Origin of the sequence: Rickettsia montanensis str. OSU 85-930 (genome assembly GCF_000284175.1) — a bacterium.
Classification (GTDB): domain Bacteria; phylum Pseudomonadota; class Alphaproteobacteria; order Rickettsiales; family Rickettsiaceae; genus Rickettsia; species Rickettsia rickettsii.
This window is the reverse complement of record NC_017043.1, coordinates 1,194,825-1,219,510: the sequence shown is the minus strand read 5'-3', so window position 1 is coordinate 1,219,510 and position 24,686 is coordinate 1,194,825. Positions and strand designations below refer to the sequence as shown.

Here is a 24,686-nt window from a genome sequence, read left to right as displayed (position 1 = left end):
ATACAAAAAGCTTAAAAGACAAATTTGAAAACTTAGCAAAATAAGCGAAGCAAATTGGGACACAAGCACAGCAAAACTCCAAATCTTCAAGTAGTCCTAGCATAAAACCTACAGGTTGCAGTAAAGACGGAAGAAATATCTAAGGCCATTGATGTTATTCTTGTTTTTGGGTCTTGTTGCATGGCTCGTTTATGTCATTCCCGCGGAGGCGGGAATCCAGTAAAACACATAAAAAACAAGTTTTTTATGTGTTTATTTTGTCAAATATGTAAATTCTGTATCAATATTGAAGTTATTTTTCTAGATCCCCGCTTTCGCGGGGAGGACATTGAGTAGGTTTTTCGAGCCATGCAACAAGGCTTTACTTTTGTGAGGATGACATCCTACGTAAAACCAATACTGTACTCATTAATATTATAAGCAAAAATATGAAAAAGCTTAAAGTTAGAGATAGTGACTGAAAATTTTGCCATAACAACATACTAAAGAAAGGAGTAGTTGAGGATAGAATAATACCTCCAAAAGAATGTGATAGACTATAAAGCCTCATTTTAACATTAGTCTTAAATAAGGATTGAACAATAATTTGTAGCGGTACTGCATAAAATGCTGCAAGTCCTATTAATATAACGGGACAGAGAATATTAAATATTTGTTTGTATAACATTATTTGCATTCCTAAAACAACAATAATGCTGGCAAATAAAGCCCATGTAATCTGTCTTAAAGGGTTTATTTTATCGGCAAACAGCCCTGCAAAAACAGCTGATATTCCATAGGTAGTAGTAAGAGCTATATTCATAAATCTTATTTCAGGATGATTTATAAAAGATATTTTTGTTAAAAAAACTCCTAAGAAAATTACTAAAAAGTGATACACTCCTCCAATAGCACCGTTTATTAGTAATGCTATTATAATGGATAGTTTATTATTCCATATAATTTGCCGCAAGGTACTTCTTGATAACGTCCTTAAAAATTCGCTACTTTCTTTTAAAAAATTTCTCATCAAAATAGCAAATAAACCAAATATTGCACCAATAAAGAAATTAAAACGCCATAAATATTGGATATCGGAATTACTAGCGTAATAATAAGCTATAGCCGCAAGTAATGCACCTATTTGGCTACAGCATGAAACTATTCCTATATTTAAATTTTTCCGATTATCTCCTGTTTTTTCAGCTACATAAACCTTTATTCCGTCAACTTCTCCGGCAAGGCTTGCTAAAAAAACCATTCGACATAATGTTAGTATTACTGTAGCAAAAATACCTATTATCTCAAAGGAAGGGGTAATAGCAATTAATCCGGTAGAAATGCTACTCATGAACATTGATATCTTGATAGATTTAGTACGCCCGTATTTATCTCCGATAAATCCAAAAATTAAGGACCCTAAAGGTCGTACTATAACGGCTGCACTAAGAATAGCAAAAAAACCGAGTAGTTGTTTATCCTGCTCTATATTAGGTAAGAAATTTTGTGCAAGAACACTAGCCGATAAACCGAATAGAGCATAATCATAATAACGGATAATCGTTGTAAAAAATGCAACTAAAAAAGCTGAATTAGACATATAATATTTTCTTTTTGTGGCAACATCATATGATACCAACTATTTAGGCTGTGTGGAAGAAAATTAATTTAATCTATTTTTACCCTTTTTGTCTACAAATTATAAGATTTTTTTGAAATAGGAACAACTACAGCATAATTTCAATATAGAAATCTTTTATATTTATTTTACTATTGTAGTTTTAATTATAATATTTTATATTTGGTATATATTCAATTTTTAACCGTTTTAAAAATATGCACTTAGAATATAAAGTTACTATATCTGAAAATGGCAGAATAAATATTCCTGCAAAAATTCGTGATCAATTACATCTTGCTTCAGGAGATCAGTTAATGCTAATACTTGATAAAGAATTAACATTGATTCCTCTAAAAAATAAAATTAAAGAATTTCAAGCATTAGTAAAATCTAGAAATAAAGATAACATATCATTAGTTGACTCTTTAATTGAATCAAGAAGAAAAGAATTTAATAATGAATAAATATATTTTAGATTCATCTGCTTTACTTGCATTATTTAACTCAGAAACTGGTAGTGACAAGGTCGAAGAATTATTACCGTTATCTATTATGTCTACAGTAAATAGAACAGAAGTAGTAGCTGAACTAGATAAAAAATTGAACATATCTTTTATTCAAAGTAAAGAAATGATCTCAGCTTCAATAAATAAAATTGTAGCCTTAGATTTTGATCAAGCTATAGAAATTGGACGCTTAAAGAAAGAAACAGAACAATTTGGCTTATCTCTTGGTGACAGAGCCTGCATTAGCCTAGGATTAATTACAGGCTATCCTATATATACTGCAGATAAAATTTGGGCTAAACTACAATTAAATTGTAAAATCGTTCTAATTCGCTAGGCTCTATGCAGATTGCTAAGAGGATTTAATTTTGGTTATTTTTTGCTGCAAATTATAAGTTTTTTTTTTGAAATAGGAGTAGCTATTCTTTCAAAAATCTTATTAATTTTCGCTAAAAAATACCTCAAAATAGCAAATCAATTAGAAATCTTCATAGAGACTAACAGCTCATTTTATGATAAAATTTGAAAAAAGAGCCATTATGATACTATAATAATTACCTTCATATTCCTAAGTTTTGCTTTTCTATTTTTTCTCTTCGTGCTTTCATAGCTTTTGCTAGTTCTTCTTTATGCTTATCTCCTCCTTGAGGCATTTGTCTACCAACATCCTTTGCCTCTTTTTTTATAGTTTTTGGAATTGATATAGGTGGTGGTGGAGGCGATGGGGGAATAGGAATACCGCTTCCAGGCATTGGAGGCGGCATCGGTATAGTACCACTAGGCATAGTTGGAGTATTTTTTGAAGATTGATTAACAGCTTCTGCTTGCTGCTGCTTTATCTTCTCTTCTTTCATACGTTTTATAGCTGCTAATGCTCCTTGTTGCTGTAAATCTGCAGCTACCGGCTCTCTTTTTGTAGAAGTTAAGTGTTTATTTTTATTATCAAACTTTTTTTCTCTATCGGAAGCACTATTAATAGTATTATGTTCTTTTTCTATAGCCTTAAATTGATTATTAATAGCTTCTAATTCTGCAGCGATTTTCCATCTTGCTTCTCTAGTAATATTAGAATTAGCTTTTTTTTCTTCAAGCCCCTTTTGCCTCTCTTCTAGTTCTTTCTGTTTTTGCTTTAATTCTTCTATACGTTTTGCATAATTATCTATTTTTTCTTCTGTACTCTTTGTTTGCCGCTCGAAAGAATCCTTTACTTGTCTGCTTTGAACTTTTTTCTTTAACTCTTCATCAAAAGAAAGCGGTTTATTGCGTACAGGCTTTCCTAAATCAGAATGTATTAGATCTTCAAAATTTTCTCTAGAAGCTAACGGTTTTTTACTGGTATCAGGTATTTGAGGATCATGTTTTCGTAAATCTTTTGTAATTTCTTGTATATTTTTATGAAGTTCTATAATCGGCGCCATTTTACCTCTCACAAGTTAATTGATTTTAAATATATATTAAACCTCTTTTATAGCTTCAACGCAAGCAAAAGTTGCTATTTTTAGTATTTCATTAGCTGTTGCTGTAGCTTGAAGTATTTGAACGGGTTTTTCAAAACCGTTTGTTATAGGACCTATAAAGCTGTTTGACGAAAATTCTTGTAACAACTCAGTAGAAATAGCAGCTGAATTTAAACCAGGCATAATTAATACATTTGCAGATCCTGATAATCTACAAAATTTATATAATTTACGTAAATCACCATCTAAAGCCACTTTAACCGACATCTCTCCGTCATATTCAAAATCTACCTTCATGCCGCTCAGCTCTTCTTTGTCTTTGCTAAAATTATCTAGTATATTTACTGCTTCACGAATACGAGCTGTTTTTGCCTTAGAAGAATTACCGAATGTTGAAAAAGAAAGAAGTGCAACACGAGGAGTGATTCCCATATTTTTAGCAATTTCTGCAGTTTGGGTTGCTATTTGTGCAAGTTCCCAGCTGTTTGGATATTCTGTAATACAATTATCGGCAATAATAATATTATTATCTTTAGCAATCATAATTGAATAGCCAAGGATGCTACGATTAGTTTTTGGTGAAATGACTTTCATGATATCTTCTAAACTATCGATATAACTTTTCGTAACACCGGTTAAAAGAGCATCACCGTCACCGCATGCTAACATACAAGCAGCGAAAATATTCTTATCAGTTTTAACAAGCTTTGCACAATCACGGTATAAATAACCTTTTCTCTGAAGTCTTTTATATAAATAATCAGTATATTTCTCTAAACTATCGCTTAAGGCCGCATTCATTATTTGAATTCCGTCTAAGCTAATATCTTGACCTATCTTTTTTAACGTAGCCTCAATTCGTTCAACACGACCAATTATAATCGGATGACCGTATTTCTTGTCTCGCATCATAAGAGCGGCAGAAATTACTTCTTCTTCTTCACCTTCAGCAAAAACAATCCGTTTAAGCGGTGCATTATGAATTTTTTCAGCTAAGAAATTCATATAGTTAGCAGTAGGATTTAATCTGCTACCTAATTCTTTCTTATATTTACCTATACTAAAATCTTTAACCCTAGCAACGCCGCTTTCTATTGCAGCAACGGCAACCGCCGCTGCTACTACGATAATTAAACGAGGATCAAACGGTACGGGAATGATATATTCCTTACCAAAAACCATCTTACGCCCTGAGTAAGCTTTATACACCTCTTCCGGTACAGGTCTACGGGCTAAATCTGCAATGGCTTTTGCTGCAGCTATTTTCATTTCCGTATTAATAGTCTTAGCTCTTACATCTAATGCTCCTCTAAAAATATAAGGAAATCCCATAACATTATTAATCTGATTATTATAATCAGAGCGCCCTGTTGCTATAATCGCATCATCGCGCACAAGTTTTATATCTTCCGGAGTAATTTCCGGATCAGGGTTAGCCATAGCAAAAATAATCGGATTACTTGCCATTCTACTCACCATATCTTTAGTTACTGCCCCTTTTACCGATAACCCTATAAATACATCAGCGTTATTTAAGCTTTCCGCTAAAGTTCTAAACTTGGTGTCACTTGCATATAGCTCTTTCCATTTATTCATACCTTCTAGGCGTCCTTTGTAAACAACGCCTTTAGTATCACATACAATAATCTTTGATTTATCGGCTCCAAGAGCAATTAATAAATCAATGCAAGCAATAGCTGCTGCACCTGCTCCGTTAACTACGATTTTTAAATCTTCAAGATTGCGATTAGTAAGATACGCAGCATTTATTAGCCCTGCGGCGGTAATAATCGCCGTTCCATGCTGATCGTCATGAAAGACCGGTATATCCATTAAAGATTTTAATTTTTCTTCTATAATAAAACATTCCGGAGCTTTAATATCTTCAAGATTAATACCCCCAAAACTATAACTGAGATACTTCACGGCATTAATAAATTCTTCAGGGTTTTCCGTATTCACTTCCAAGTCAATTGCATCAATATCAGCAAATTTTTTGAATAGTACCGCTTTACCTTCCATCACCGGTTTTGAAGCGGCAGCTCCTAAATTACCAAGCCCAAGTACGGCAGTACCGTTAGAGATTACGGCAACTAAATTACCGCGAGCAGTATATTTATATACATCCTCTAAATTTTTAGCAATTTCAAGGCAAGGAGCCGCAACCCCTGGGGAATAAGCAAGTGATAAATCTTGCTGAGTAACTAAAGACTTTGTTGCAGAAATAGCGATCTTACCAGGCTTATCTTTTTTATGATATTCAAGGGCCTCAGCATAATTTATTTTATTCATTTCATCCATTTTAGAAATTCCTGTTTTATTTGTTTGTTTTGGTTTTCGTCATTGCAAGCAGACGCAATAGGCGTCGACGAAGCAATCTCAGGCAACATTCCTGAGATTGCCACGCTCCTTTCAGTCGCTCGCAATGACGTGGTAAATTCACCCCATTATATACATAATAATTGATATAGTAACTACCGAGAAAAAAGTAGTAAATGTTATAATCGACGCCATAGAATCAGGATCACCGCCAAGTTGACGAGATAAAACATAAGCCGTACTCGCACATGGAAGGCCGCTATATAATATTCCTACCGATCTATCTAATCCGTCAATAGACATTAACCATAGTACTACTACACTAACTAGAGGAAATGCAACTAATTTAACAAAGCTTGTAAACATTACATTATGTAAAAGCTCTTGTCTAATAGTAAAATTAAGCCCTGCCCCAACATTTAGCATACCGATAGCTAAAGCGGCATTAGAAAGGCTATCTAATGTTTTCTTAAGCCCTAAATGTAATTCAAGATTTGAGTAATTAAAAACGAATCCTACTAAACTTGCGATAATTAACGGATTACGCACAATTAATTTCATCATTAAAACAAAACTAGTTCTAATAGTATTAGTAACGGATTTATTAGGGATATAATAAGCAAAAATCATTACCGATAAAATATTGGTAAAAATAATCATATAAGAAGAAATAACGGCAACGATTGAAAGCCCGCTAGGGCCAAGCAAGGGACTACTTACCCCAAAAAAAATGTAGCTATTATAACGAATCGATCCTTGAAAAATGGAAGTAAATTGGACTTTATCTATGTTGTATTTTTTTTGGTAAATTATAAGACCGATTGATACAAGAATAGTGGATATAATAAGAGACACTAATAATTTAATTATGGATGCAACGCTTAAATCGGCAGTAGATACGTAATTAAACAGCATGGCAGGAAATAGTACAAAATACGATAATTTCTCAATACCACGCCAAAATTCTTCTGAAGTTAACCATTTATTTTTGATAATACTACCAAGCAGCGTAATTAAAAAAATAGGTAACGTACTACAAAAAATTTCATTCATTTGTTAATAGTTTTTATTTTAACGTCATTGCGAGGAGCGAAGCAACGTGGCAATCTAGTCAAACTTCCTGAGATTGCTACTCTTACTTCGTTCATTCGCAATGACGCTTAGATACCCATGCTGGCATGACATATAGGCTACAACTGCCCTTCAACCAGCTTTTTCATTTCCTGCACCCCGTAAAGCTTTATAAAAGTCCCAAGTCTTGGACCTTCATTCTGTCCAAACAATATTTGATATAAATCTTTGAAGTAATCACGCAGATTTTCATATCCTGCTTTCATTCCTATATCATATATTGCTTTCTGAATTGCTTCAGCTTCGGTTTGATCAGCTATATCAGATAACATATCTAATATATCCTGCAAAATAACCTTATGCTTTTCAGAAGGAGATAAATATGATTTATGTGCTTTAATAAAGTCATTATAATATCTTATAGCAAATTCCGCTAAATGGTCAAGATAAGGGCTAGTATTTGGAGTTGCTTTTGGCTCATATTTGCTAATAAATCCCCAAAGCACCGATTTATCCGAAGGATTACACACAGAAGTAAGATTTAAAAGCAACGAATAGGTAATTCCAAAAGTCTCAATTTTCGGTACATTTCCGTGATGGATGTGATAAACGGGATTTGCAAAACGCTTTACCCTATCCTCTTCTAAATGATATTTCTGGTTAAAAGTAATATATTCATCAACATTTTTAGGAATTACATCAAAAAACAAACGCTTAGCTCTAGTCGGATTTTGATACATAAATAACGCCATACTTTCAACAGGAGCATATTTAAGCCAATCATCAACGCTAATACTATTACCTTTTGATTTTGATATTTTCTCACCGTTTTCATCTAAGAATAACTCATAACATAACTGCACCGGCGGCTTTCCTCCTAGGATTCGGCAAATTTCCGAATAAAGACGAGCATTTGCCAAATGGTCTTTGCCGTACATCTCATAATCGACTTTAAGCGCAGCCCAACGCATACCAAAATCCGGCTTCCACTGTAATTTGCAATGCCCCCCCGTTACCGGTACTTCCATATAATTACCGGCTTCGTCTTTATACGTTACAGTGCCTGCTTTAGCATCCCATTTCTCTATAGGTACTTGCAGTACCTTACCTGTTTTCGGACATATAGGCATGAAAGGTGAATAGGTAGCCTTGCGCTCTTCTCTAAAAGTCGGTAGCATTAGCTCCATTATCTCGTCATATTTCTCAAGCACCATTATCAGCATCCCATCAAACATACCAGCTTTATAACAGTTAGTACTGCTATAAAATTCATACTCAAAGCCGAATTTATCAAGGAATGAGCGAAGCTTTGCATTCATATAATGCCCATAACTTTCACATTCACCGAATGTATCAGGGATAGAAGTAAGCGGCATATCTATATACTGTGCCACCATTTCAGGATTTGGGATATTGCTAGGTACTTTACGAAGCCCGTCCATATCATCGGAAAAGCAAATTAGTTTAGTCGGCATATTGGATAATTGCTCAAATGCTTTCTGTACCATCACCATACGGGCATTTTCACCAAAAGTACCGATATGAGGTAAACCTGAAGGACCGTAACCCGTTTCAAATAATACATACCCCTTCTCAGGAATTTTACCATTTAAGCTGTCTAATATCTTCTTAGCCTCAACAAAAGGCCACGCGTTTGACTTAATAGCATCTTCCCAAATTTCTGACATTTATTTTTCTTGCACTTTAATTAATAATTAGTGACAATATACTAAATTTATTTATTTGTAAAATACCAAATTAAACACCGTCATTGCGAGGAGCGAAGCGACGTGGTGGTCTCATCAAACTTCCTGAGATTGCCACTCTCCTGGCAGTCGCTCGCAATGACATTAAGAACAAAAAACCATGCCATTTAATACTATTATAAATTATATCAGAAAAGATAGCTATAAAGTTCTACATTTAGGACTGATTGCAATTTCTATAATAGCACTTGCTACCGCTTATATTGCTGAATATATATTCCATTATACACCCTGTCCTTTATGCGTTTACGAACGATTTCCCTATTTAACCCTAATCAAAATTTGCTTAACTGCTTTAATCATCCGACAGTTAAGTAAGTATACTTTAATATTCATTCTCCTAACTATCCTTAGCTCTTGCATATTATCAACCTATCATCACTTCGTAGAAAGAGGCATAGTACAACCAAGTGCTCTTTGTTCATCAATGATTCGTATCCCGAAAGGCTTGTCTATACAACACATCAAACAAATGTTCTACTCGCAGCCAATCACGTCCTGCACGAAACCCACCATCAAAATCTTTGGTATTTCTATGACAGAGTATAATCTACTCTTAAATATCGGTCTTCTAATCTGTTTACTCCTCGTTTGGTTTTATCCAAAATCTAATAAATAGTTAAAAAATTAACTATTAACTTGCAAAAATTAAAAATATTGTGTATAATGACAATTCCAATATTTTTATATATTTCAATTTTTTAAGAATTAGTTAGGAATTGTATAAAAATAATAATTTCAACTAATTTAAAAAAGAGAAAAAACTATGATGAATGATCATGAAAATAATCTATTCGCAACACTCGCTTTTGGTGAGCTTAGCGAAGTTCAAGCTTTATTAAAAAAAGGCGTTAATCTTGACGAACACAAAAATACACGTGGAGAAACAGCATTACACCATACATTATTTAGGACAGAGCTAAATTATTACTTGAACATAATGCTAGTCCTAATATTAAGGATAATTACGGACAAACGATTTTACATAAACTCATATCATTTAATTCTATAGATAAAATGGAATTTTTACTTCAAAATGCCACTAATACTGATTTAGAAATAAAAAATCATTACGGCTTTACTCCTTTATATTCTTCAGTATTTGATGAAAATATTAAGGCTGCCGAGCTTTTACTTAAAAATGGTGCTGATGCTAATTTTGGTTTCACTCCTTTAACAAGCATAATGCAAAGTCAAACCATCACACCAATTGAAAAGCAAGAATTAATTGAGCAAGGTCATGATGTCAATGCTAAGGATGAAAAAGGAAATACGGCATTATTTTATGCAAGCACTAAAGAAATAGCTAAAATTTTATTACAACCCGGCAGTGAAATTGATACAGTAGACAATTATGGCAGCACACCTTTTTTCTATTTGCTACTAAAGCATGAATCAGGTCAAAATAAAACGTTACTGGACTTCTTTTTAAATAACAACGTTAATCTTAACATTAATGCGTGTGGTGAGTCAATTTTTAATCACGCACTAACATCAAGAGATAAATGGTTACTTGAGAAGTTAATATCTAAAGGTGCTGATATAGGACAAGGCGTTCTATTGCGTAATCCATTCGATCACAGTATAGCAGGACTTGTAAAGATAGGTGTTGATAAAGAAAAGATAGTTTATGCTTAAAAAATATAATTCTCATATTAATGAGCAATTAAAAATTAACACCATACAAAAATACTTGGGTGCAAAATCAGCCAACAATTATAAAGACATGGATGTTAATGATTATAATTATGATTTACCGGATAACGTCTTAAAAACGGTGAAGATAAAGATGGCATTATTAATACATTAATTGAGATTAGTATTAATGAAGATACAAGAGCAGAGTTAATAGAAAAAGTTTTAAATTATAATGTTAATGATAATAATCCTGTAGCAGCTCCAGCATTAGTTACTCCTGTAGCAACCCCTATAGTAGTACCGGTTCCATCAACTTCAACAGAAGAAAAGTTATCGGCTAAAGTTAAGACACGCCTTCACAATAGGGAAAATAAGGATGATATTATTAATTTCGTGCTTCTTTATCAGACTACTAGCGAGAATGTAAAAAGTGAGTTAATAGATTATATTTGTGAATATTCTTTCGGTACTGAATTAGCCGAACAGATAGGTGCAGATATTCAATTCTAATTTAAAATCTCTTTAAGTTCTTTTAAAGAAAAACCCGGTGGTTTTAGGTAGTCTAGTACTACCTTACCACTATCTAAGACTATAAGCCTTTTGCCATAATTTACGGCATCTTCTAAATTATGCGTGATCATAACGGAAGTTATCTTATGTTTCTCTATAATCTCTGCTGTTTTTTTCATCACTTCCAAAGAAGCTTTTGGATCTAAATTTGCCGTATGTTCGTCTAGAAATAATACTTTAGGTGGATGAGCTATGCTAAGTGCTAGCAGTATAATCTGCTTTTCTCCGCCGGAAAATTTACCTAATGGCTGTGAAAGTAAAGGCAAAAAGCGTTTAGGCGAACCTGTAAGCCTTAACAACTCGCTACTTGTTAACCGTTCATTACTAGAGAATCTACTTTCCCACAAAATGATATTTTCTTCAAGGGTTAGCTCGGTAAATAGCCTCTCTTCAGCTTTTTGTGTTAATGTAACTAATGTAGAAGCTTTTTGTCCTTTAGGTATTTTATCGATTCTGACTTGATCTAGAAACACTTTCCCACTAGTAGGTTTTAAATAGCCGGCAAGTATTTTAGCTAAAGTAGACTTACCGCTACCGTTATGACCCAATATTACAACAAACTCTTCTTTAGCAATATTTAAAGTAGTTTCAGCAATTATAGGTTCGGTTCTTTCTTTAACTTTGAACTGTATATTTGCTGCATATAAATAAGGTTTCATAAAACCTCTCTTTTTACAGAACTCAACGAAATAAACAATACTATCCCTAAAATAAGCTTAAGATTTATGGGATCGATGTCAATTCGGAGTAAAACGCCCAAAGCAATAAAGTAAAATAATATACCTATCAAACAAGAAAATATCTCTTTAAACGCATTAAAATTATTAGCATGGATTAAAATATGACGCCCTATAACAATCGCACCGAGACCGACTAGTGCCACCCCGAAACCCATATGAATATCGGCAAAACCATTTACTTGTGCAGATAAAGTACCGGTTAAAGCAGCCAAACAATTACTTATGCTAAGACCGATAGTACGGTAAAGCTCGGTAGGTTTTCCTAAATTAATCAATAAATCTTTATTAAAACCAAAAGCACGAAGAAATAAACCGAGCTTACCTTTTAATAAAATTATAACTGAACATATAATAAGACAATTGATTATTACTAAAGGTATTAACCAATTTTTGAGATCTAATATAGATAATAGAGTCGGCATACCAAGAACCGATATATTAGGACGCTGCATAATTTGTAAGTTAACCGAATAAAGCATAAAACTTGCAAGTATTCCGGCTATAAGCCCGTTAATGCGGTTATTCTTCTGCATAAAACTAACTATACTGCCTATAATTCCACCTGCTATTACGGCAAATATTAATGCAGGAAATAACCCAAATGAAAGGCTGCGGGCAAACACTGCCGCACCAAGTACATAAGTACCGTCTACGGTAAGATCGGTAATTTTGAGAATCCGATAACTTATATACATCCCTAAAATAAGCGGCAGCATTATTAAGGATTGCTCAAGAGCAGTAACTAAAATGTTCATGTTACTACTCTTCAAATTCTTGACGCGTGAAAGGAAGTACGGATAAATTTTCTTTAGTAAGAATATCTTGTTTAACAAATGATTTAAGGTTAATAAATAAAGTTAAGTCTTTCATATCCCCAAATGGAATATCTTTCGGTTCTATTCCTTGTAAGATTTTTTTTGCCATTAAACCTGCTTCTACGCCTATTTGCTTCTCTTGTACTCCTACCGCAATAGTTGCCCCGCTCATTACCGAACCTTCATCGGAAGCAATTATCGGAATACGGCGTTTAAATGCTTCTTGCTTTAAAATATTAATCCCACTGACTATTAAATGATCTTTCAAAATTATAAAACTCTGCGTATTTTCAGGAGCATTTTTTACAGCCACAGGTATATCATTGAAATTTTGTATCATTACCGTGTGCAAAGAAATATTGTTTTTTCCAGCATATAATTTTAACATTTCTACTTCAGGTATAACTTTCTCGCTACTGCTATAAATCAAAGTGATATTCTGTAAAAAAGGTAATTTACTAATGGTGTCAGTGATTTTTATCTCATCGTTAACACCGGTAACTAAAGGTAGGTTTTTACTATTAATCATAGCAGCAGCACAAACAATCGGTTTATTTGTTATATGAGAAATAACAGTTTGGCTGGCTGTCGTGCCTATTGGAATTATTACATCAATATCCTGATCTGTTATTTGCTTTATAATGGCAAGTAAAATATTAGAATCAGCATGAGCATTTTTAACTATAATTTCTGCATCTATATCTTTTAGCGACTCTTTAATTCCTGATATAATCTCAGTCATTGCGGCATGTTCAAGTGGAACAATGACTGCTACTTTTTTTTGATCCGCATAAACTACAGCTGTGATGAATAAAACAAAAAGAAAAGAAAAAAATTTTTGAAAAATATTAGAGATAAACATTTTAATATCCTGTTATAAGTTATAATTTAATAATCAAAATTTAAATTTGCATATAGCAAACACATAAACGCAAAAAATTATCTACGCCAACGCCAATTTTGTATTAAACTATTAACCTTTAAAGATATCATAAATATTTTTAACTGTAGAAATATAAAGTAAAGATAAAAAACTTACCTTGCTTTGACTAGAAGCTTAATAGTCAAGAAAGCTCTACCTTAGAGACTACCTGTAAATAAGTTTTAATTGGTAATTAAATTATTTTTTACTGCAAATTGTAAGACTTTTTTGAAATATAAAGTAATATTCTTTCAAAAATCTTATCAATATTTACAGGTAGCCTCTTAATTTTTAATGTTTAGCACCATTTTAAGATTATGTCAATAACCAATAAATAGTATTGCCTAAAAGAATTACTTGAGATAGCCTATACTTCGATGTCATGACCGCTTTTGCGAAACATTATTATTGCATAAGGTTGTTGCACGGCTACAAAAAACCTACTCGAGGTCATCCCCGCATAACATTGTTGCGTGGATCGAAAAACGCATTTGGTGTCATACCGTGGCTTGACCACAGTATCCATAAAAGTAACTTAAAAATATTAAATTTTTAGTATTTTAAACTGGATCCCGCGATCAAGTCGCGGGATGACAGGGGTGGAGTCGATCCACACAGGAATGACCTAAACAAACCATTCATCCTCTTAATGACGATTCAGTACCCATGCACAAGGCTTGCAAAATGAAAAAGGAATTCATTTCTTAAACTATGCATTTTCTGCTTGTTCTAATACCGTTTGTCCTAGTAATTGCGATAGAACATCTTGACCTGCTTCAGTCCAACTTACAGGTGGCTCTTCGTTTGGTAAACCTGTACCATAACGATCATTAAATACTCTAACTGCTTGCTGAGTAAATTGATCAAATGTACTTGTGGATTCTACTCCATAACCATATTCTCTTAAATTTTTCTGTAAAGTATTAACTTTTTCTCCAGTACTATCAAGACTTAATAATAATTCACTCTTTTGCTCTTGCGTAGTCTCAAAATATCTACCAAAACCAGCTTCAGCTAATTCTTTCCAAGGAAATTTTGATCCAGGAGCTATATGAGCATTTCCTTCTCGGTTTACAGTTACTTCACCAAGACCGACTAAATCATGTTTTAAATCTAAATCTGGATATCTTTCTGCTACATCCTTAAGAAATTCTTTTAATTTCCCTATTTGCTCTTCAGGAAAATCACTTTTTGCATCATTAATAAGCATGACTCCAATACCAAACTTATTAACACCTACTTCTCCTTTCCAACTACTCTTGCCCGCATAAAAAGCTTGATCTGTTAAATCATTATGATATTCTTTTTGAGTCCCATCCTTATCAATTATGTAATGAACACTTGCACCTCGCTCATCCAATACTTCACGAGCAGCCTTAATATCCTTGCTTACAGAATAAGTAATTACTACACAGGTAGGTTTTACTCCTTCCGGTCTTGGAGCCATATATTTACCGTTTGGACTATTGGTATTACTAATGCCGTTATTTTCGATAGCCTTACTTTTACTCATAAACTTCCTCCAATATATTTAATAATATTTAATAAAATATGTTTAATAATTGTTGACGGTTCAGAATTGACTAAACCTTAGCAAGAATTAATACTTTGGTAATGCTAAGTCAATGAAAATTTAAATATTATTCACAAGGTATCGATACTGATCTGACAAGTTCAATGATTATTTTTCTAATATTTGGATTTTGTACTCTAGTAAATGCTCTAGTTAACGATAAAAGTGCTCTTTCCATAGTCCTTGATAATTCTTTATAATCAAAAGAGACGCCATGTTCATATTGCCCTTCTTCAGCAATATTATTTAAGAAATCACTTTCTATTTCTTTGAATAGATATTCAATTTTATTATTAGGAGTATTTTCATCGTTAGCTTTTAACTTTTCTTCTTCAGAACTATTAAAGAAATATTTTAAAGGCGTATTTAAAACTTTTGCAAAAACATATAACCTACTTATAGGTATATTACTTAAACCTTCTTCATATTTTTTAACTTGGAGAGCACTAATATCTCAAGCTTGCCCTAATTCTTTTTGGCTAATACCTACAGCAAGACGTCGTTCTTTTAAATATTCACTTGTGAGTTTGTCCGGATGTTTTATTGAATCATTCATTTTAACAATAAGCTTTAATTATTAATAAAGTCTATTCAACTTTAAATGTAGTATATATTACTTTATATTTAATCAAGCAACTTTATTAAAAATTTAATATAATAATGCTAAAACCCTTTAGTTATCAAGAATCAAGGCTAATAAATAATTAATTAAAAGTATAAAAACGATGAGTAATAGAATAGTAAAATTACCGAATTGCGAGAATATAGTGGGAGAGATTAGTTTTTTAGGAATTAAACCTTGGGTATAATTTATTTCATTTAGATTCAGTTTTTTTATTGTTCTGCCAAAAGGATCTACTATAGCTGAAACACCGTTATTCGCTACTCTAATCATAGGTAAACCGTTCTCTACAGCTCTACTTCTACTAATATGAAAATGCTGATATGGACCGCTTGATTTACCATACCATGCATCATTTGTAATATTAATTATTACATCGGCTATTTCATTATTCGTACGTACAAAATCAGGAAAAATAGATTCATAACAAATCAAAGGTTTAATTTTAAGATTGTATTTTTCAAGATAAACAAGCCCTCCGTTTCCTTCTTTATAATCAATTAAACCATGAGTTAATTTTTTAAACGGTAGTATCTTTTTAAGGGGCATATACTCACCGAAAGGTACTAAATGTGATTTATGGTATTCAAATAATTTATGATTATTTTTATCAAGAGCATACATAGCTGAGTAAAGTTCAAACTCATCACCTTGTTTTTTATTATCCGAAATTCCTCCTGTTATCAAAATAGCATTTGTAGAATTTAGCATTTTTAATAATTTTGATTTAACTTGCGGTATATCATCAGGTACTACTAATGCTGCCTCAGACCAAATAATTAAATCGGTAGGTTCCAAATTTTCCGACAAATTAATATGTAGCATTAAATTATGCCACAATTCTTCTTCATTCCATTTTTCGGTTTGAGGTATTGAAGGTTGCACTAATCGTACTTTTATATCAGTGAAATTTGTATGGTTATTACTTAGCCTTACTGCTCCGTAAATGACAATTACGGTTAATACTAGGACTGAACTAGCTAGTAATATTTTTAACTGAGTAAATTGCTTGCTAAATAAAGGATAAGCTGATGTAGAAATATATATAACTATAAAACTAAGCCCATATATCCCTATTATACTTAAAGGCTGTATTAAAATATCTGAAAACGAAAAAGCATAACCGATCAAATTCCAAGGAAGACCGGTAAAAATCCACGAACGTACCCATTCAAATAATACCCAACATAAACAGAATATAAATTGGTAATATTTATTATTTTTAGCAAAAAAACTAAGCGTGCAGCTTGCCGATATAAAGCAAGCTAAAACTATAGGTAGTCCAAATAACGCAAAAGGAATTGCCCACCAAAAATCTGTAATATAAACACTAACACCGATACTTATCCAATATATTCCACTTAAAAAATGCCCAAAACCGAATAAATAACCAAATTTTGTGGCTTCTTGCCAATTTTCGGATTTTTGAACTATATAACATAAGTAAGATAACGTTAATAATGCCGGTATAAAGAAAGTCGGAGCAAAAACTAAACCGCTTAATATCCCTAGCAGTAAACATATGATTTTAGGTTTATACATTTTTATCGATTATTTGTTTACAAAATAATACATCATGCTATCATTTCAGCAAGTTTTAATATAATGAGTAAATAAATGACTACAGGATTACTACAAGGAAAAAAAGGCTTAATTACAGGTATTGCAAATAATATGTCAATATCGTGGGCGATTGCACAGCTTGCTAAAAAACACGGAGCAGAGCTATGGTTTACTTATCAATCGGAAGTACTAGAAAAACGAGTTAAACCACTCGCTGAGGAAATAGGTTGTAATTTTGTTAGCGAACTTGATGTTACGAATCCAAAATCAATTAGTAATTTATTTGATGATATAAAAGAGAAATGGGGTAGCTTCGATTTCTTACTTCACGGTATGGCTTTTGCCGATAAAAATGAATTAAAAGGACGTTATGTTGATACTAGCTTAGAAAATTTTCATAATTCTTTACATATATCATGTTACTCTCTTTTAGAACTCTCAAGGTCCGCAGAAGCCTTAATGCATGACGGCGGAAGCATTGTGACATTAACTTACTACGGCGCTGAAAAAGTTATACCTAATTATAACGTTATGGGAGTAGCCAAAGCTGCACTTGAGGCTAGTATAAAATATCTAGCAAACGATATGGGAGAAAATAATATTAGGGTAAATGCTATTTCGGCAGGACCTATCAAAACCTTAGCATCTAGTGCAATAGGTGATTTTAGTACTATGCTTAAATCTCACGCTGCAACCGCACCGTTAAAACGTAATACTACCCAAGAAGATGTAGGAGGAGCAGCAGTATATTTATTTAGTGAATTAGCTAAAGGTGTTACCGGTGAAATCCATTATGTAGATTGCGGTTATAATATTATGGGAAGTAATAAATTATTGTAGGGATTAATGTCATTCCCGCAAAAGGCTTGCTTGTGTGGATCAATAAAATCCACTGTGTCACCCCGTGGCTTGACCACGTGGTCCATAAAAACAATAAAAAATACTAATAATATTAGTATTTTAAGCTAGATCCCGTGAATAAATCACGGGATGACAACTGTATTTTGCAAGTCACACAATAAAATCATCACAATCCATGATTTCTTTTTTTGAGGTGTTCAGGTTTTGGAGGAACAGGCGGTTTTTTAGATTTTGCCTGAACCTTTTTAGCCTCTAACGGCAATGCCGAATTATTTAATCTATTTAACTCTTTTGAGATTTGTTTTAACTGTTCTTGTACTTCTATCTTTAAAGGAGTATGAGAATTTTTCATTTCACTATTTATTATTGTGCCTATTTTCTCAAGATTTTCTTTAGAAATGGAATATGATTTTATACCTATATAATTAACAATCTTTGACTACCAAGTTTGTCTTTTATCTAATCCTTGATATATTACATTTAAACTACTAAATCATTTTTTTTGAATGTTAATATATAATCAGAAGCTCCTTCTAAGGATTTAGATAAATGCCTTTTTATTTCTCCTTGTCTCTTATCTTCAATATTTACTTTTTTGTCTTTCTCGAGTTTTGTTATTGCTTTTTCAATTATTGAAGATATCTTAGTTTCTTTTCCTGCATGTGCTCTATTTTCTAAATTTTCTTTGGTATTAAAATTTATACTAGTTCCTATTTTAGCATCTACTAATTGTTTAGCATACTTACCGTTAGGATCTTGTATTTCTCGCTCTATCTCAGCAGATTTTAAACCTAATTTTGTATATATATCTGATTCCCGGAAAAGTGGAGCATATAATAAAAAATTAATACTTTGAGCTATTCTACTATCTATCAAATCTTTAGAATCTCTTTTGGGATAAAATTTTTCTTGTAAAACACGATAGTGATCTAATATTTCCTGTGTTATATCTTTTACATCAAGAGATTGTAATTCTCCTTTATCATTAAATTTTGCTTTCATACCTGAGCGTTTGGCTTCCAATAATAATATTTCTTGAAAAACTTTATTATTAGGAGTACGACAAACGAAATTATGATCGTTATCCGGCATTAATTCATTTGCATTTTCCATTATTGCTTGATTGAGTTTATGTAATTGCTCTTTATTAAGCTTTTTATCTAACAAACTTATAAAAGCTTCTCTTTGTTTTTGCTTACTTGCAGTACTAAAAGCCTTCTGCATCTTTTGCAAAACACCAAAATCACAATTTTCGTCACCTATTTTTTGGATAACTAAATTTGCTAAATTTTTTGTTTCAGTATTCACTGTTTCTTTTTTATTTTTTGTAGCCATATTTAGTATTAATCTAACTTATAATTATTTAAATATTAATGATAGATTAAATTAATTTCTAGATGTTTTTACTATATTTATAATCAAAACTTTAAAACAGTATCTAGCAAGTCATAATGGTATTACCCAAAATTTCTATTGATTCTATTGTTTCATTATGCGATTGACTATGCATTACTAAATCTAAAATATTTGAAGATGCTAAATTGCTAATATAAACACCTTTTACATCATTTAATACATAATCAACCACTAATAATTTAGAATCAGCAGAAGTTCCATATAATGACATTTTTGCCTCAAATAATTTTTTAAATGTATCTAATTCAAGTAATTCTTCACATACAGCATGTTCTTTAATATCTCTACTTACAAATAAACCCATTATGCTTCGTGCTAAACTATTTTTAATATAAAATTCTTTTAAGCATTTAATAAAATTTTCAAAAAAATTTAGTTCTTCAAAAGGAATTTTGAAATCAGGTAATAATTCTTGATATAATTTTTCCTGCAATTCCTTTTTTTCAATTAGTTCTTCAAAAGGAATTTCGCAATTAGTGAACAATTCTTGATATAATTTTTTCTGCAATTCCTTCTCCTCAAATTTTTTCAAATAGAAATTATCAATTAATAGCTTGTAAAGCTCAAGTACCCCACTAGGAAAGTTAATTTTCAAAGTTCCTTTTTGATCAATTTCTACAGTAAACCTGTTTGCTTTTGCTTCTAAATATATTAGATCTCGAAATATACTATCCTCTTTTGTTCTACGAAGTAAAAAAGCTGCATCTTTAGAATCAACTAAATCTAAAGCATGTTTCATTATTTTTTCATTAAGCTCATGTAACCTATTGTTAGGTATCATCTCTTCTGCATCTGCTAGAAAAGATTTTTTATCATATACTTTTAATTTCCTTAAATTTTCTAGAACTTCTAAAGTTATTGCTCCTTGTTGAATTTTTTTAAGTAACTCATAATAGTTGCTAAATTCTACTTCTTGATTTTTGCATCCTAACCCGACATAAACATTGCATCCTGATTCTTGCTTTTGAGCTAATCTAGAATATTCTTTTTCAATTTCTCTAGGTTTACTAATACAAGAGATCATCATTTCTTTTAGCTTCATATAATTTATTCCTTACATTAAAAAAGAACATTATATTTAGTTAAGAAATATTAACAAGTACTTTATAGAAGATTAAGATAAATTAATTTTTATTGAGAGGATGATACAACAATGCTTTTTTGAGATGATTAGTTTGAAGATGAGTATATATTTGGGTAGTAGATATATCAGCGTGACCAAGCAGCTCTTGAATTACTCTTAAGTCTGCTCCGCCCTCAAGCAAATGACTTGCAAAACTGTGACGTAATATATGCGGAGAAATATGCTCAGGGTTAAGTCCTGCATAAAGGGCAGCAGATTTTAACAGAATAGCAAAATTTTGCCTAGTCATATAACCCGCTAAAGCTGATGAGGGAAATAAATAAATTAGATTTCTTGGTTTAGCTTTATTCACAAAAACATCTCTAATTGCAAGATATTTAGCAATACTGATAACTGCCTGTTCATTTATTACTATGACTCTTTCCTTATTACCTTTACCAAGTACCGAAAATATTTTTCTTACTTCTCCTTTAGACGTTTTATTAGTCAGAATATCAGCAAGCTTAAGACTAACAAGCTCCGAGACTCTAAGACCGCTAGCATAAAGCAAATGAATCATAGCATTAAGCCTGATACCTTCAGGAGAATTATCTTGAGAGCAATGTTCAAGTAAAGATTTAATTTGATCTATAGATAATATTTCGGGAAGTTTATTTTGATATTTGGGCAAATCTACGTTAAGAACCGGATTAAAAGCGGTATGGTTTTCGCTAATTAAAAATTCATAATAACTTTTTATAGTTGAGACTTTTCTGTTGATTGAGCGTGCTTGCAAATCATTACTTGCTAGATACTCAATCCAGTCTCTAATATTCTCAGTAGTAATATTTAATTCGGATAATTTTTGTTTAGCAAGATAATTTTGAAAATCGAATAAGTCACGCTTATAGCTAAGTATGGAATTTTTTGACAATGCTCTCTCGGCTAAAAGCATTTCTAGGAATTGCGAAATAAATCCCATAAGATGTTTTAATTTCTATAATGGAGGCCAGGGTCGGAATCGAACCGACGAATAGAGGATTTGCAGTCCACGGCATTACCACTTTGCTACCCAGCCTAATCAGTGTCATACCACAATCCTATGTCATTCCTGCGCGAGCAGGAATCCATAAACGGATAATTGCACTTTTACTGGATTCCCGCTTTCGCGGGAATGACATGGATACTACCAACATCCATACAAAAAAGCAACTATTTTTATATTAAACTCCTAATCCTTGCAGGATATTTAAACGATTTATCCTTCATAAAATTCAAGAACTGGCTAACTGAATCTACTATATCGTCATTTTTAATATGGGGAAAATTCAGTAATTCCTTTAAAATTATGCTTGATTGTTTAGGTATTAGAACACTAGCTGATTGAAATAAAGGAACTACCGAGGCGAATCTTGTAACTTTATCAAATCTTGGCTTAATCCCTATCACTCTAATATTACCACCTAAAAATCCTATATCTTGAATCAATTGTTGACCACTTGCTTTATCTTCGATTAATATAAATTTTGGCTGATATTCTCTAGCTAATTTTTCCATCAAATTCTTAAGCTCAGGATAATTAATTTTTTTCCGTACTAATGATACTAGATAATATTTCTGTTCAAGAATCCCCCATATAGTACAAACACTATAATCGGCATCTTCGGAAATCTTAATTGCCGTATCCCAGCTTTGCACAAAATAATCAAATCTTGAAGGTAGATTTTCATAAAAGCTAATATCTTCCATGTTCAGTAACGATGACCTTTGTGCTATCGGTTCTTGTAAATATTGAGCATTATCATTATAGCTACCTATTTCCTGCTCTAATTTCATTAAACAATCAGGAGGTTCTTTATAGCTGTCTAATACTTTACCACTAAGATATTGATATTCTTTATTCATTAATTTAAAGGAGTAATCTTAAATGCTAATCGCCGGAATTTTTAAATGATGCCATGAATTGCTATTATTAAGTAGATAACCGGATAAATCATCTGTATGCAGACGCTGCATAACTAAAACTATCGCTCCCTTATTACGATTATTTAGTCTGCTAACAAAAGTTTGCTCAAACCAATCTATAACTTTCTTACGTATTTTATAAGAATGAATTTGCGTGGGGTTATGAGGATCATCGATAATTAAGATATCACCGCCCTCACCTGTTGCCGATCCTCCAACCGATGTTGCAAATCTAAAACCATTAATCGTCATTGCGAAGAAAAATTGTAAGTTTTGACGAAGCAACCTCAGGCAAGATTCCTGAGATCGCTACGCTCCTTGAAGTCGCTTGCAATGACCTTAAAACCTTATCATAAATTATCATTGCCATTAATCCCCTATAGTATATAATTTTGAAAAATAATATATTTATCTATGAAATTACTAAAAATTATTTTTATCATTACTATATGCATTAATTTTCCTATATTCGCAGAAAATTTAGAGTCGGTTACTACAACCGAAGATATTGAAAATGACGTATTTATCCCTCTTGATGAAAATCATCCTATTTTAAATCCAAACGATAATATTAATGATAGTTCTGAGTTTAAGAATTATACAAATGGCAAAATTATTGCTCTAAATAACATTACTGCTACTTCTGAAGAGATAGATTTTAAAGTCGGGGAAGAAAAATATTTCGGTAATATAAAAATCAAATTGCACAAATGTATAAAAAACCTTGATCCATATAATGAAGATAATTATTTGTTGATGACCATAACGGAATATAAAATAGACGAAGATCCTAATTTACTCTTTCAAGGATGGATGATTTCTTCAAGCATTTCACTTTCAACGTTTGAACACCCAATCTACGAAATTTTTGCTAAAGATTGTTTTTAGATGCAATATTTAATTTCAAGTTTAATATTTTTAATTCCAAGCCTTGGGATGCTGGCAGGCTTATCAGCCGCAGCTACTGTTACAATTTTTTTGCTTATATCATTCCTGCGAGGTATTAATCGTCATTGCGAGCGACTGAAAGGAGCGTGGCAATCCAGTAACAATGTCATACCGTGGCTTGACCACGGTATCCAAAAAATAAAAAAAGACTGGATACAGCTACAAGCTCGCAGTATGACAATGTTATTCACCGCTTGGTGTTTTATATCTTGTTTATTCGCAATTCATCTTATTAATAGCTTAGCTACTTTTACTCAAGTTTTTATACTCTTATTTCTTGGCTTTGCAGTTAGTAATTCTGCTCCTTTTCAAAATCGCTTACAGCTTAAAAAAGCCTTAATATTCGGAATTCTCACAGCAATATTATTATTCTTCATCGAATATTCTTCTCATGGATTTTTAACAAGAATATTCAAAGCTAATTTTGGCTTATATATGCTAGATCGTGGTTGTGCTTTACTTTCAATTACCGCTTGGGTAGCGATTATAATTTTACTTTCTAACGGTAAAAAACGACATGCATTAATGCTATATATATTAGTGCTTTATTTACTAAGTATTTCTGATAGTTTAGCAAGTTTTTTAGGCTTCGGTATAGGAGGAGTAATATTTATTTTAACAAGATCTATGAAGCCGATATTTTTCAAATTAATCGCAATAAGTTTAATTACCGGCTCGTTACTATTTCCTGTGATAGCTAAACAAATAGAACCACGAGATTTATCTGAAAAATATTTAGCTACACAACCTTCCGCTGCTCATCGTTTATTTATTTGGCATTTCGTCGCAAACAAAATCATTGAAAAGCCGATTTTAGGCTATGGCTTAGCTTCTTCTAAATATATCAAAGCTGGTGATAGTGAAATGATCGATTACAACGGAGAAAAATGGCATCCTTTGCCGCTTCATCCTCATAATAATATATTACAAATTACTCTTGAACTCGGTATAATAGGTTTAATATTATTTTTATGCTTAGTTTATAAATATCTCAAACAAATTAGTAATCTCGAAAATAAAAATTTCAAGGCAATTTCCTATGCATGTTTTATAAATTACTATATTATCGGCATGATTTCATATAATATTTGGCAAATATGGTGGATATCAAGCGGTATTTGGGTACTAGTTTTAATGAAGCTACTAGTTAAACCTGATATTGTCATTGATAATTGATGCTATTTGAGGTAAATATAGAGTTAAGTGTCATTAAACCTACGTCATCGCAAGCAGCCGTAGGCTGCGTGGCAATCTCATCAAATATCCTGAGA

General features: G+C 32.1%; 21 protein-coding genes, 1 tRNA gene and 2 pseudogenes. 8 read left to right on the top strand and 16 right to left on the bottom strand.

Translation table 11 applies throughout. From position 1 onward, the window contains the following. Window positions 1-361 precede the first annotated feature (361 nt). Window positions 362-1,579 carry an MFS transporter gene (locus MCI_RS06570; protein ID WP_014410192.1) on the bottom strand — a complete coding sequence of 406 codons (1,218 nt, stop codon included), beginning with the start codon at window positions 1,577-1,579 and terminating at the stop codon, window positions 362-364. A gap of 236 nt (window positions 1,580-1,815) precedes the next feature. On the opposite strand from MCI_RS06570, the gene MCI_RS06565 reads away from it, so the two are divergent. After that, a complete protein-coding gene (locus MCI_RS06565; RefSeq protein ID WP_010977150.1) occupies window positions 1,816-2,064 on the top strand; it encodes an AbrB/MazE/SpoVT family DNA-binding domain-containing protein in 249 nt (82 codons plus the stop codon). Continuing rightward, a complete protein-coding gene (locus MCI_RS06560) occupies window positions 2,057-2,443 on the top strand; it encodes a type II toxin-antitoxin system VapC family toxin (RefSeq protein ID WP_014410191.1) in 387 nt (128 codons plus the stop codon). Before MCI_RS06565 ends, MCI_RS06560 begins: the two co-directional genes overlap by 8 nt. A 223-nt stretch (window positions 2,444-2,666) precedes the next feature. On the opposite strand, the gene MCI_RS10155 is transcribed toward MCI_RS06560, so the two are convergent. From MCI_RS10155 to MCI_RS06540, 4 genes are all read right to left on the bottom strand, one after another. After that, window positions 2,667-3,524 carry a hypothetical protein gene (locus MCI_RS10155; RefSeq protein ID WP_014410190.1) on the bottom strand — a complete coding sequence of 286 codons (858 nt, stop codon included), beginning with the start codon at window positions 3,522-3,524 and terminating at the stop codon, window positions 2,667-2,669. A 36-nt stretch (window positions 3,525-3,560) separates the two neighbouring features. Further along, the gene (locus MCI_RS06550) at window positions 3,561-5,864 is read right to left on the bottom strand and encodes an NADP-dependent malic enzyme (RefSeq protein ID WP_014410189.1); all 2,304 of its coding nucleotides are present in this window, start codon (window positions 5,862-5,864) and stop codon (window positions 3,561-3,563) included. 138 nt (window positions 5,865-6,002) lie between these two features. After that, entirely contained in the window at window positions 6,003-6,935 is a 933-nt protein-coding gene (locus tag MCI_RS06545) for an AEC family transporter (RefSeq protein WP_014410188.1), read from the bottom strand. Between the two features lie 137 nt (window positions 6,936-7,072). Next, window positions 7,073-8,641, bottom strand: coding sequence for a lysine--tRNA ligase (locus MCI_RS06540; protein ID WP_014410187.1), 1,569 nt, complete (start codon window positions 8,639-8,641; stop codon window positions 7,073-7,075). 178 nt (window positions 8,642-8,819) lie between these two features. Here MCI_RS06540 and MCI_RS08130 point away from each other — a divergent pair, with 178 nt between their 5' ends. From MCI_RS08130 to MCI_RS06525, 3 genes and pseudogenes are all read left to right on the top strand, one after another. Then, window positions 8,820-9,338 (top strand): disulfide bond formation protein B, encoded by a 519-nt coding sequence (locus tag MCI_RS08130; protein WP_014410186.1) that lies wholly within the window; start codon window positions 8,820-8,822, stop codon window positions 9,336-9,338. A gap of 335 nt (window positions 9,339-9,673) precedes the next feature. Further along, window positions 9,674-10,357 carry an ankyrin repeat domain-containing protein gene (locus MCI_RS06530; protein WP_083837145.1) on the top strand — a complete coding sequence of 228 codons (684 nt, stop codon included), beginning with the start codon at window positions 9,674-9,676 and terminating at the stop codon, window positions 10,355-10,357. 55 nt (window positions 10,358-10,412) lie between these two features. After that, window positions 10,413-10,784: pseudogene (locus MCI_RS06525) on the top strand (hypothetical protein). 79 nt (window positions 10,785-10,863) lie between these two features. Here MCI_RS06525 and MCI_RS06520 read toward each other — a convergent pair. From MCI_RS06520 to lnt, 5 genes are all read right to left on the bottom strand, one after another. Beyond that, window positions 10,864-11,586 carry an ATP-binding cassette domain-containing protein gene (locus MCI_RS06520; RefSeq protein WP_014410182.1) on the bottom strand — a complete coding sequence of 241 codons (723 nt, stop codon included), beginning with the start codon at window positions 11,584-11,586 and terminating at the stop codon, window positions 10,864-10,866. Continuing rightward, window positions 11,583-12,422 (bottom strand): ABC transporter permease, encoded by an 840-nt coding sequence (locus tag MCI_RS06515; protein ID WP_014410181.1) that lies wholly within the window; start codon window positions 12,420-12,422, stop codon window positions 11,583-11,585. The genes MCI_RS06520 and MCI_RS06515 overlap by 4 nt, the downstream gene beginning before the upstream one ends. Before the next feature lie 4 nt (window positions 12,423-12,426). Then, on the bottom strand, window positions 12,427-13,344 hold the full coding sequence (locus MCI_RS06510; RefSeq protein WP_014410180.1) for an ABC transporter substrate binding protein: 918 nt from the start codon (window positions 13,342-13,344) through the stop codon (window positions 12,427-12,429). 769 nt (window positions 13,345-14,113) lie between these two features. After that, on the bottom strand, window positions 14,114-14,917 hold the full coding sequence (locus MCI_RS06505) for an N-acetylmuramoyl-L-alanine amidase (protein ID WP_014410179.1): 804 nt from the start codon (window positions 14,915-14,917) through the stop codon (window positions 14,114-14,116). A gap of 733 nt (window positions 14,918-15,650) precedes the next feature. After that, the gene (lnt, locus tag MCI_RS06495) at window positions 15,651-17,141 is read right to left on the bottom strand and encodes an apolipoprotein N-acyltransferase (protein ID WP_014410176.1); all 1,491 of its coding nucleotides are present in this window, start codon (window positions 17,139-17,141) and stop codon (window positions 15,651-15,653) included. A 75-nt stretch (window positions 17,142-17,216) separates the two neighbouring features. On the opposite strand from lnt, the gene fabI reads away from it, so the two are divergent. Continuing rightward, complete coding sequence (gene fabI, locus MCI_RS06490; RefSeq protein ID WP_014410175.1) at window positions 17,217-18,002, top strand: enoyl-ACP reductase FabI; 786 nt, start codon at window positions 17,217-17,219, stop codon at window positions 18,000-18,002. A gap of 187 nt (window positions 18,003-18,189) precedes the next feature. Here fabI and MCI_RS06485 read toward each other — a convergent pair. From MCI_RS06485 to MCI_RS06460, 6 genes and pseudogenes are all read right to left on the bottom strand, one after another. Next, window positions 18,190-19,358 (bottom strand): annotated as a pseudogene (locus MCI_RS06485) (DUF5410 family protein). Between the two features lie 103 nt (window positions 19,359-19,461). Further along, a complete protein-coding gene (locus MCI_RS06480) occupies window positions 19,462-20,481 on the bottom strand; it encodes a DUF5410 family protein (RefSeq protein ID WP_014410174.1) in 1,020 nt (339 codons plus the stop codon). Window positions 20,482-20,563: 82 nt separating this feature from the next. Then, a complete protein-coding gene (locus MCI_RS06475) occupies window positions 20,564-21,484 on the bottom strand; it encodes a site-specific tyrosine recombinase XerD (RefSeq protein ID WP_014410173.1) in 921 nt (306 codons plus the stop codon). Window positions 21,485-21,505: 21 nt separating this feature from the next. After that, window positions 21,506-21,580 (bottom strand) — tRNA-Cys (locus tag MCI_RS06470). Window positions 21,581-21,720: 140 nt separating this feature from the next. Then, on the bottom strand, window positions 21,721-22,407 hold the full coding sequence (gene terL / locus MCI_RS06465) for a phage terminase large subunit (RefSeq protein WP_232202657.1): 687 nt from the start codon (window positions 22,405-22,407) through the stop codon (window positions 21,721-21,723). 18 nt (window positions 22,408-22,425) lie between these two features. Further along, a complete protein-coding gene (locus MCI_RS06460; RefSeq protein WP_050982558.1) occupies window positions 22,426-22,719 on the bottom strand; it encodes a hypothetical protein in 294 nt (97 codons plus the stop codon). A 162-nt stretch (window positions 22,720-22,881) separates the two neighbouring features. On the opposite strand from MCI_RS06460, the gene MCI_RS06455 reads away from it, so the two are divergent. Further along, the gene (locus MCI_RS06455) at window positions 22,882-23,355 is read left to right on the top strand and encodes a DUF2155 domain-containing protein (protein ID WP_004995979.1); all 474 of its coding nucleotides are present in this window, start codon (window positions 22,882-22,884) and stop codon (window positions 23,353-23,355) included. Further along, the gene (locus tag MCI_RS06450; RefSeq protein WP_014410172.1) at window positions 23,356-24,591 is read left to right on the top strand and encodes an O-antigen ligase family protein; all 1,236 of its coding nucleotides are present in this window, start codon (window positions 23,356-23,358) and stop codon (window positions 24,589-24,591) included. Window positions 24,592-24,686: the final 95 nt, after the last annotated feature.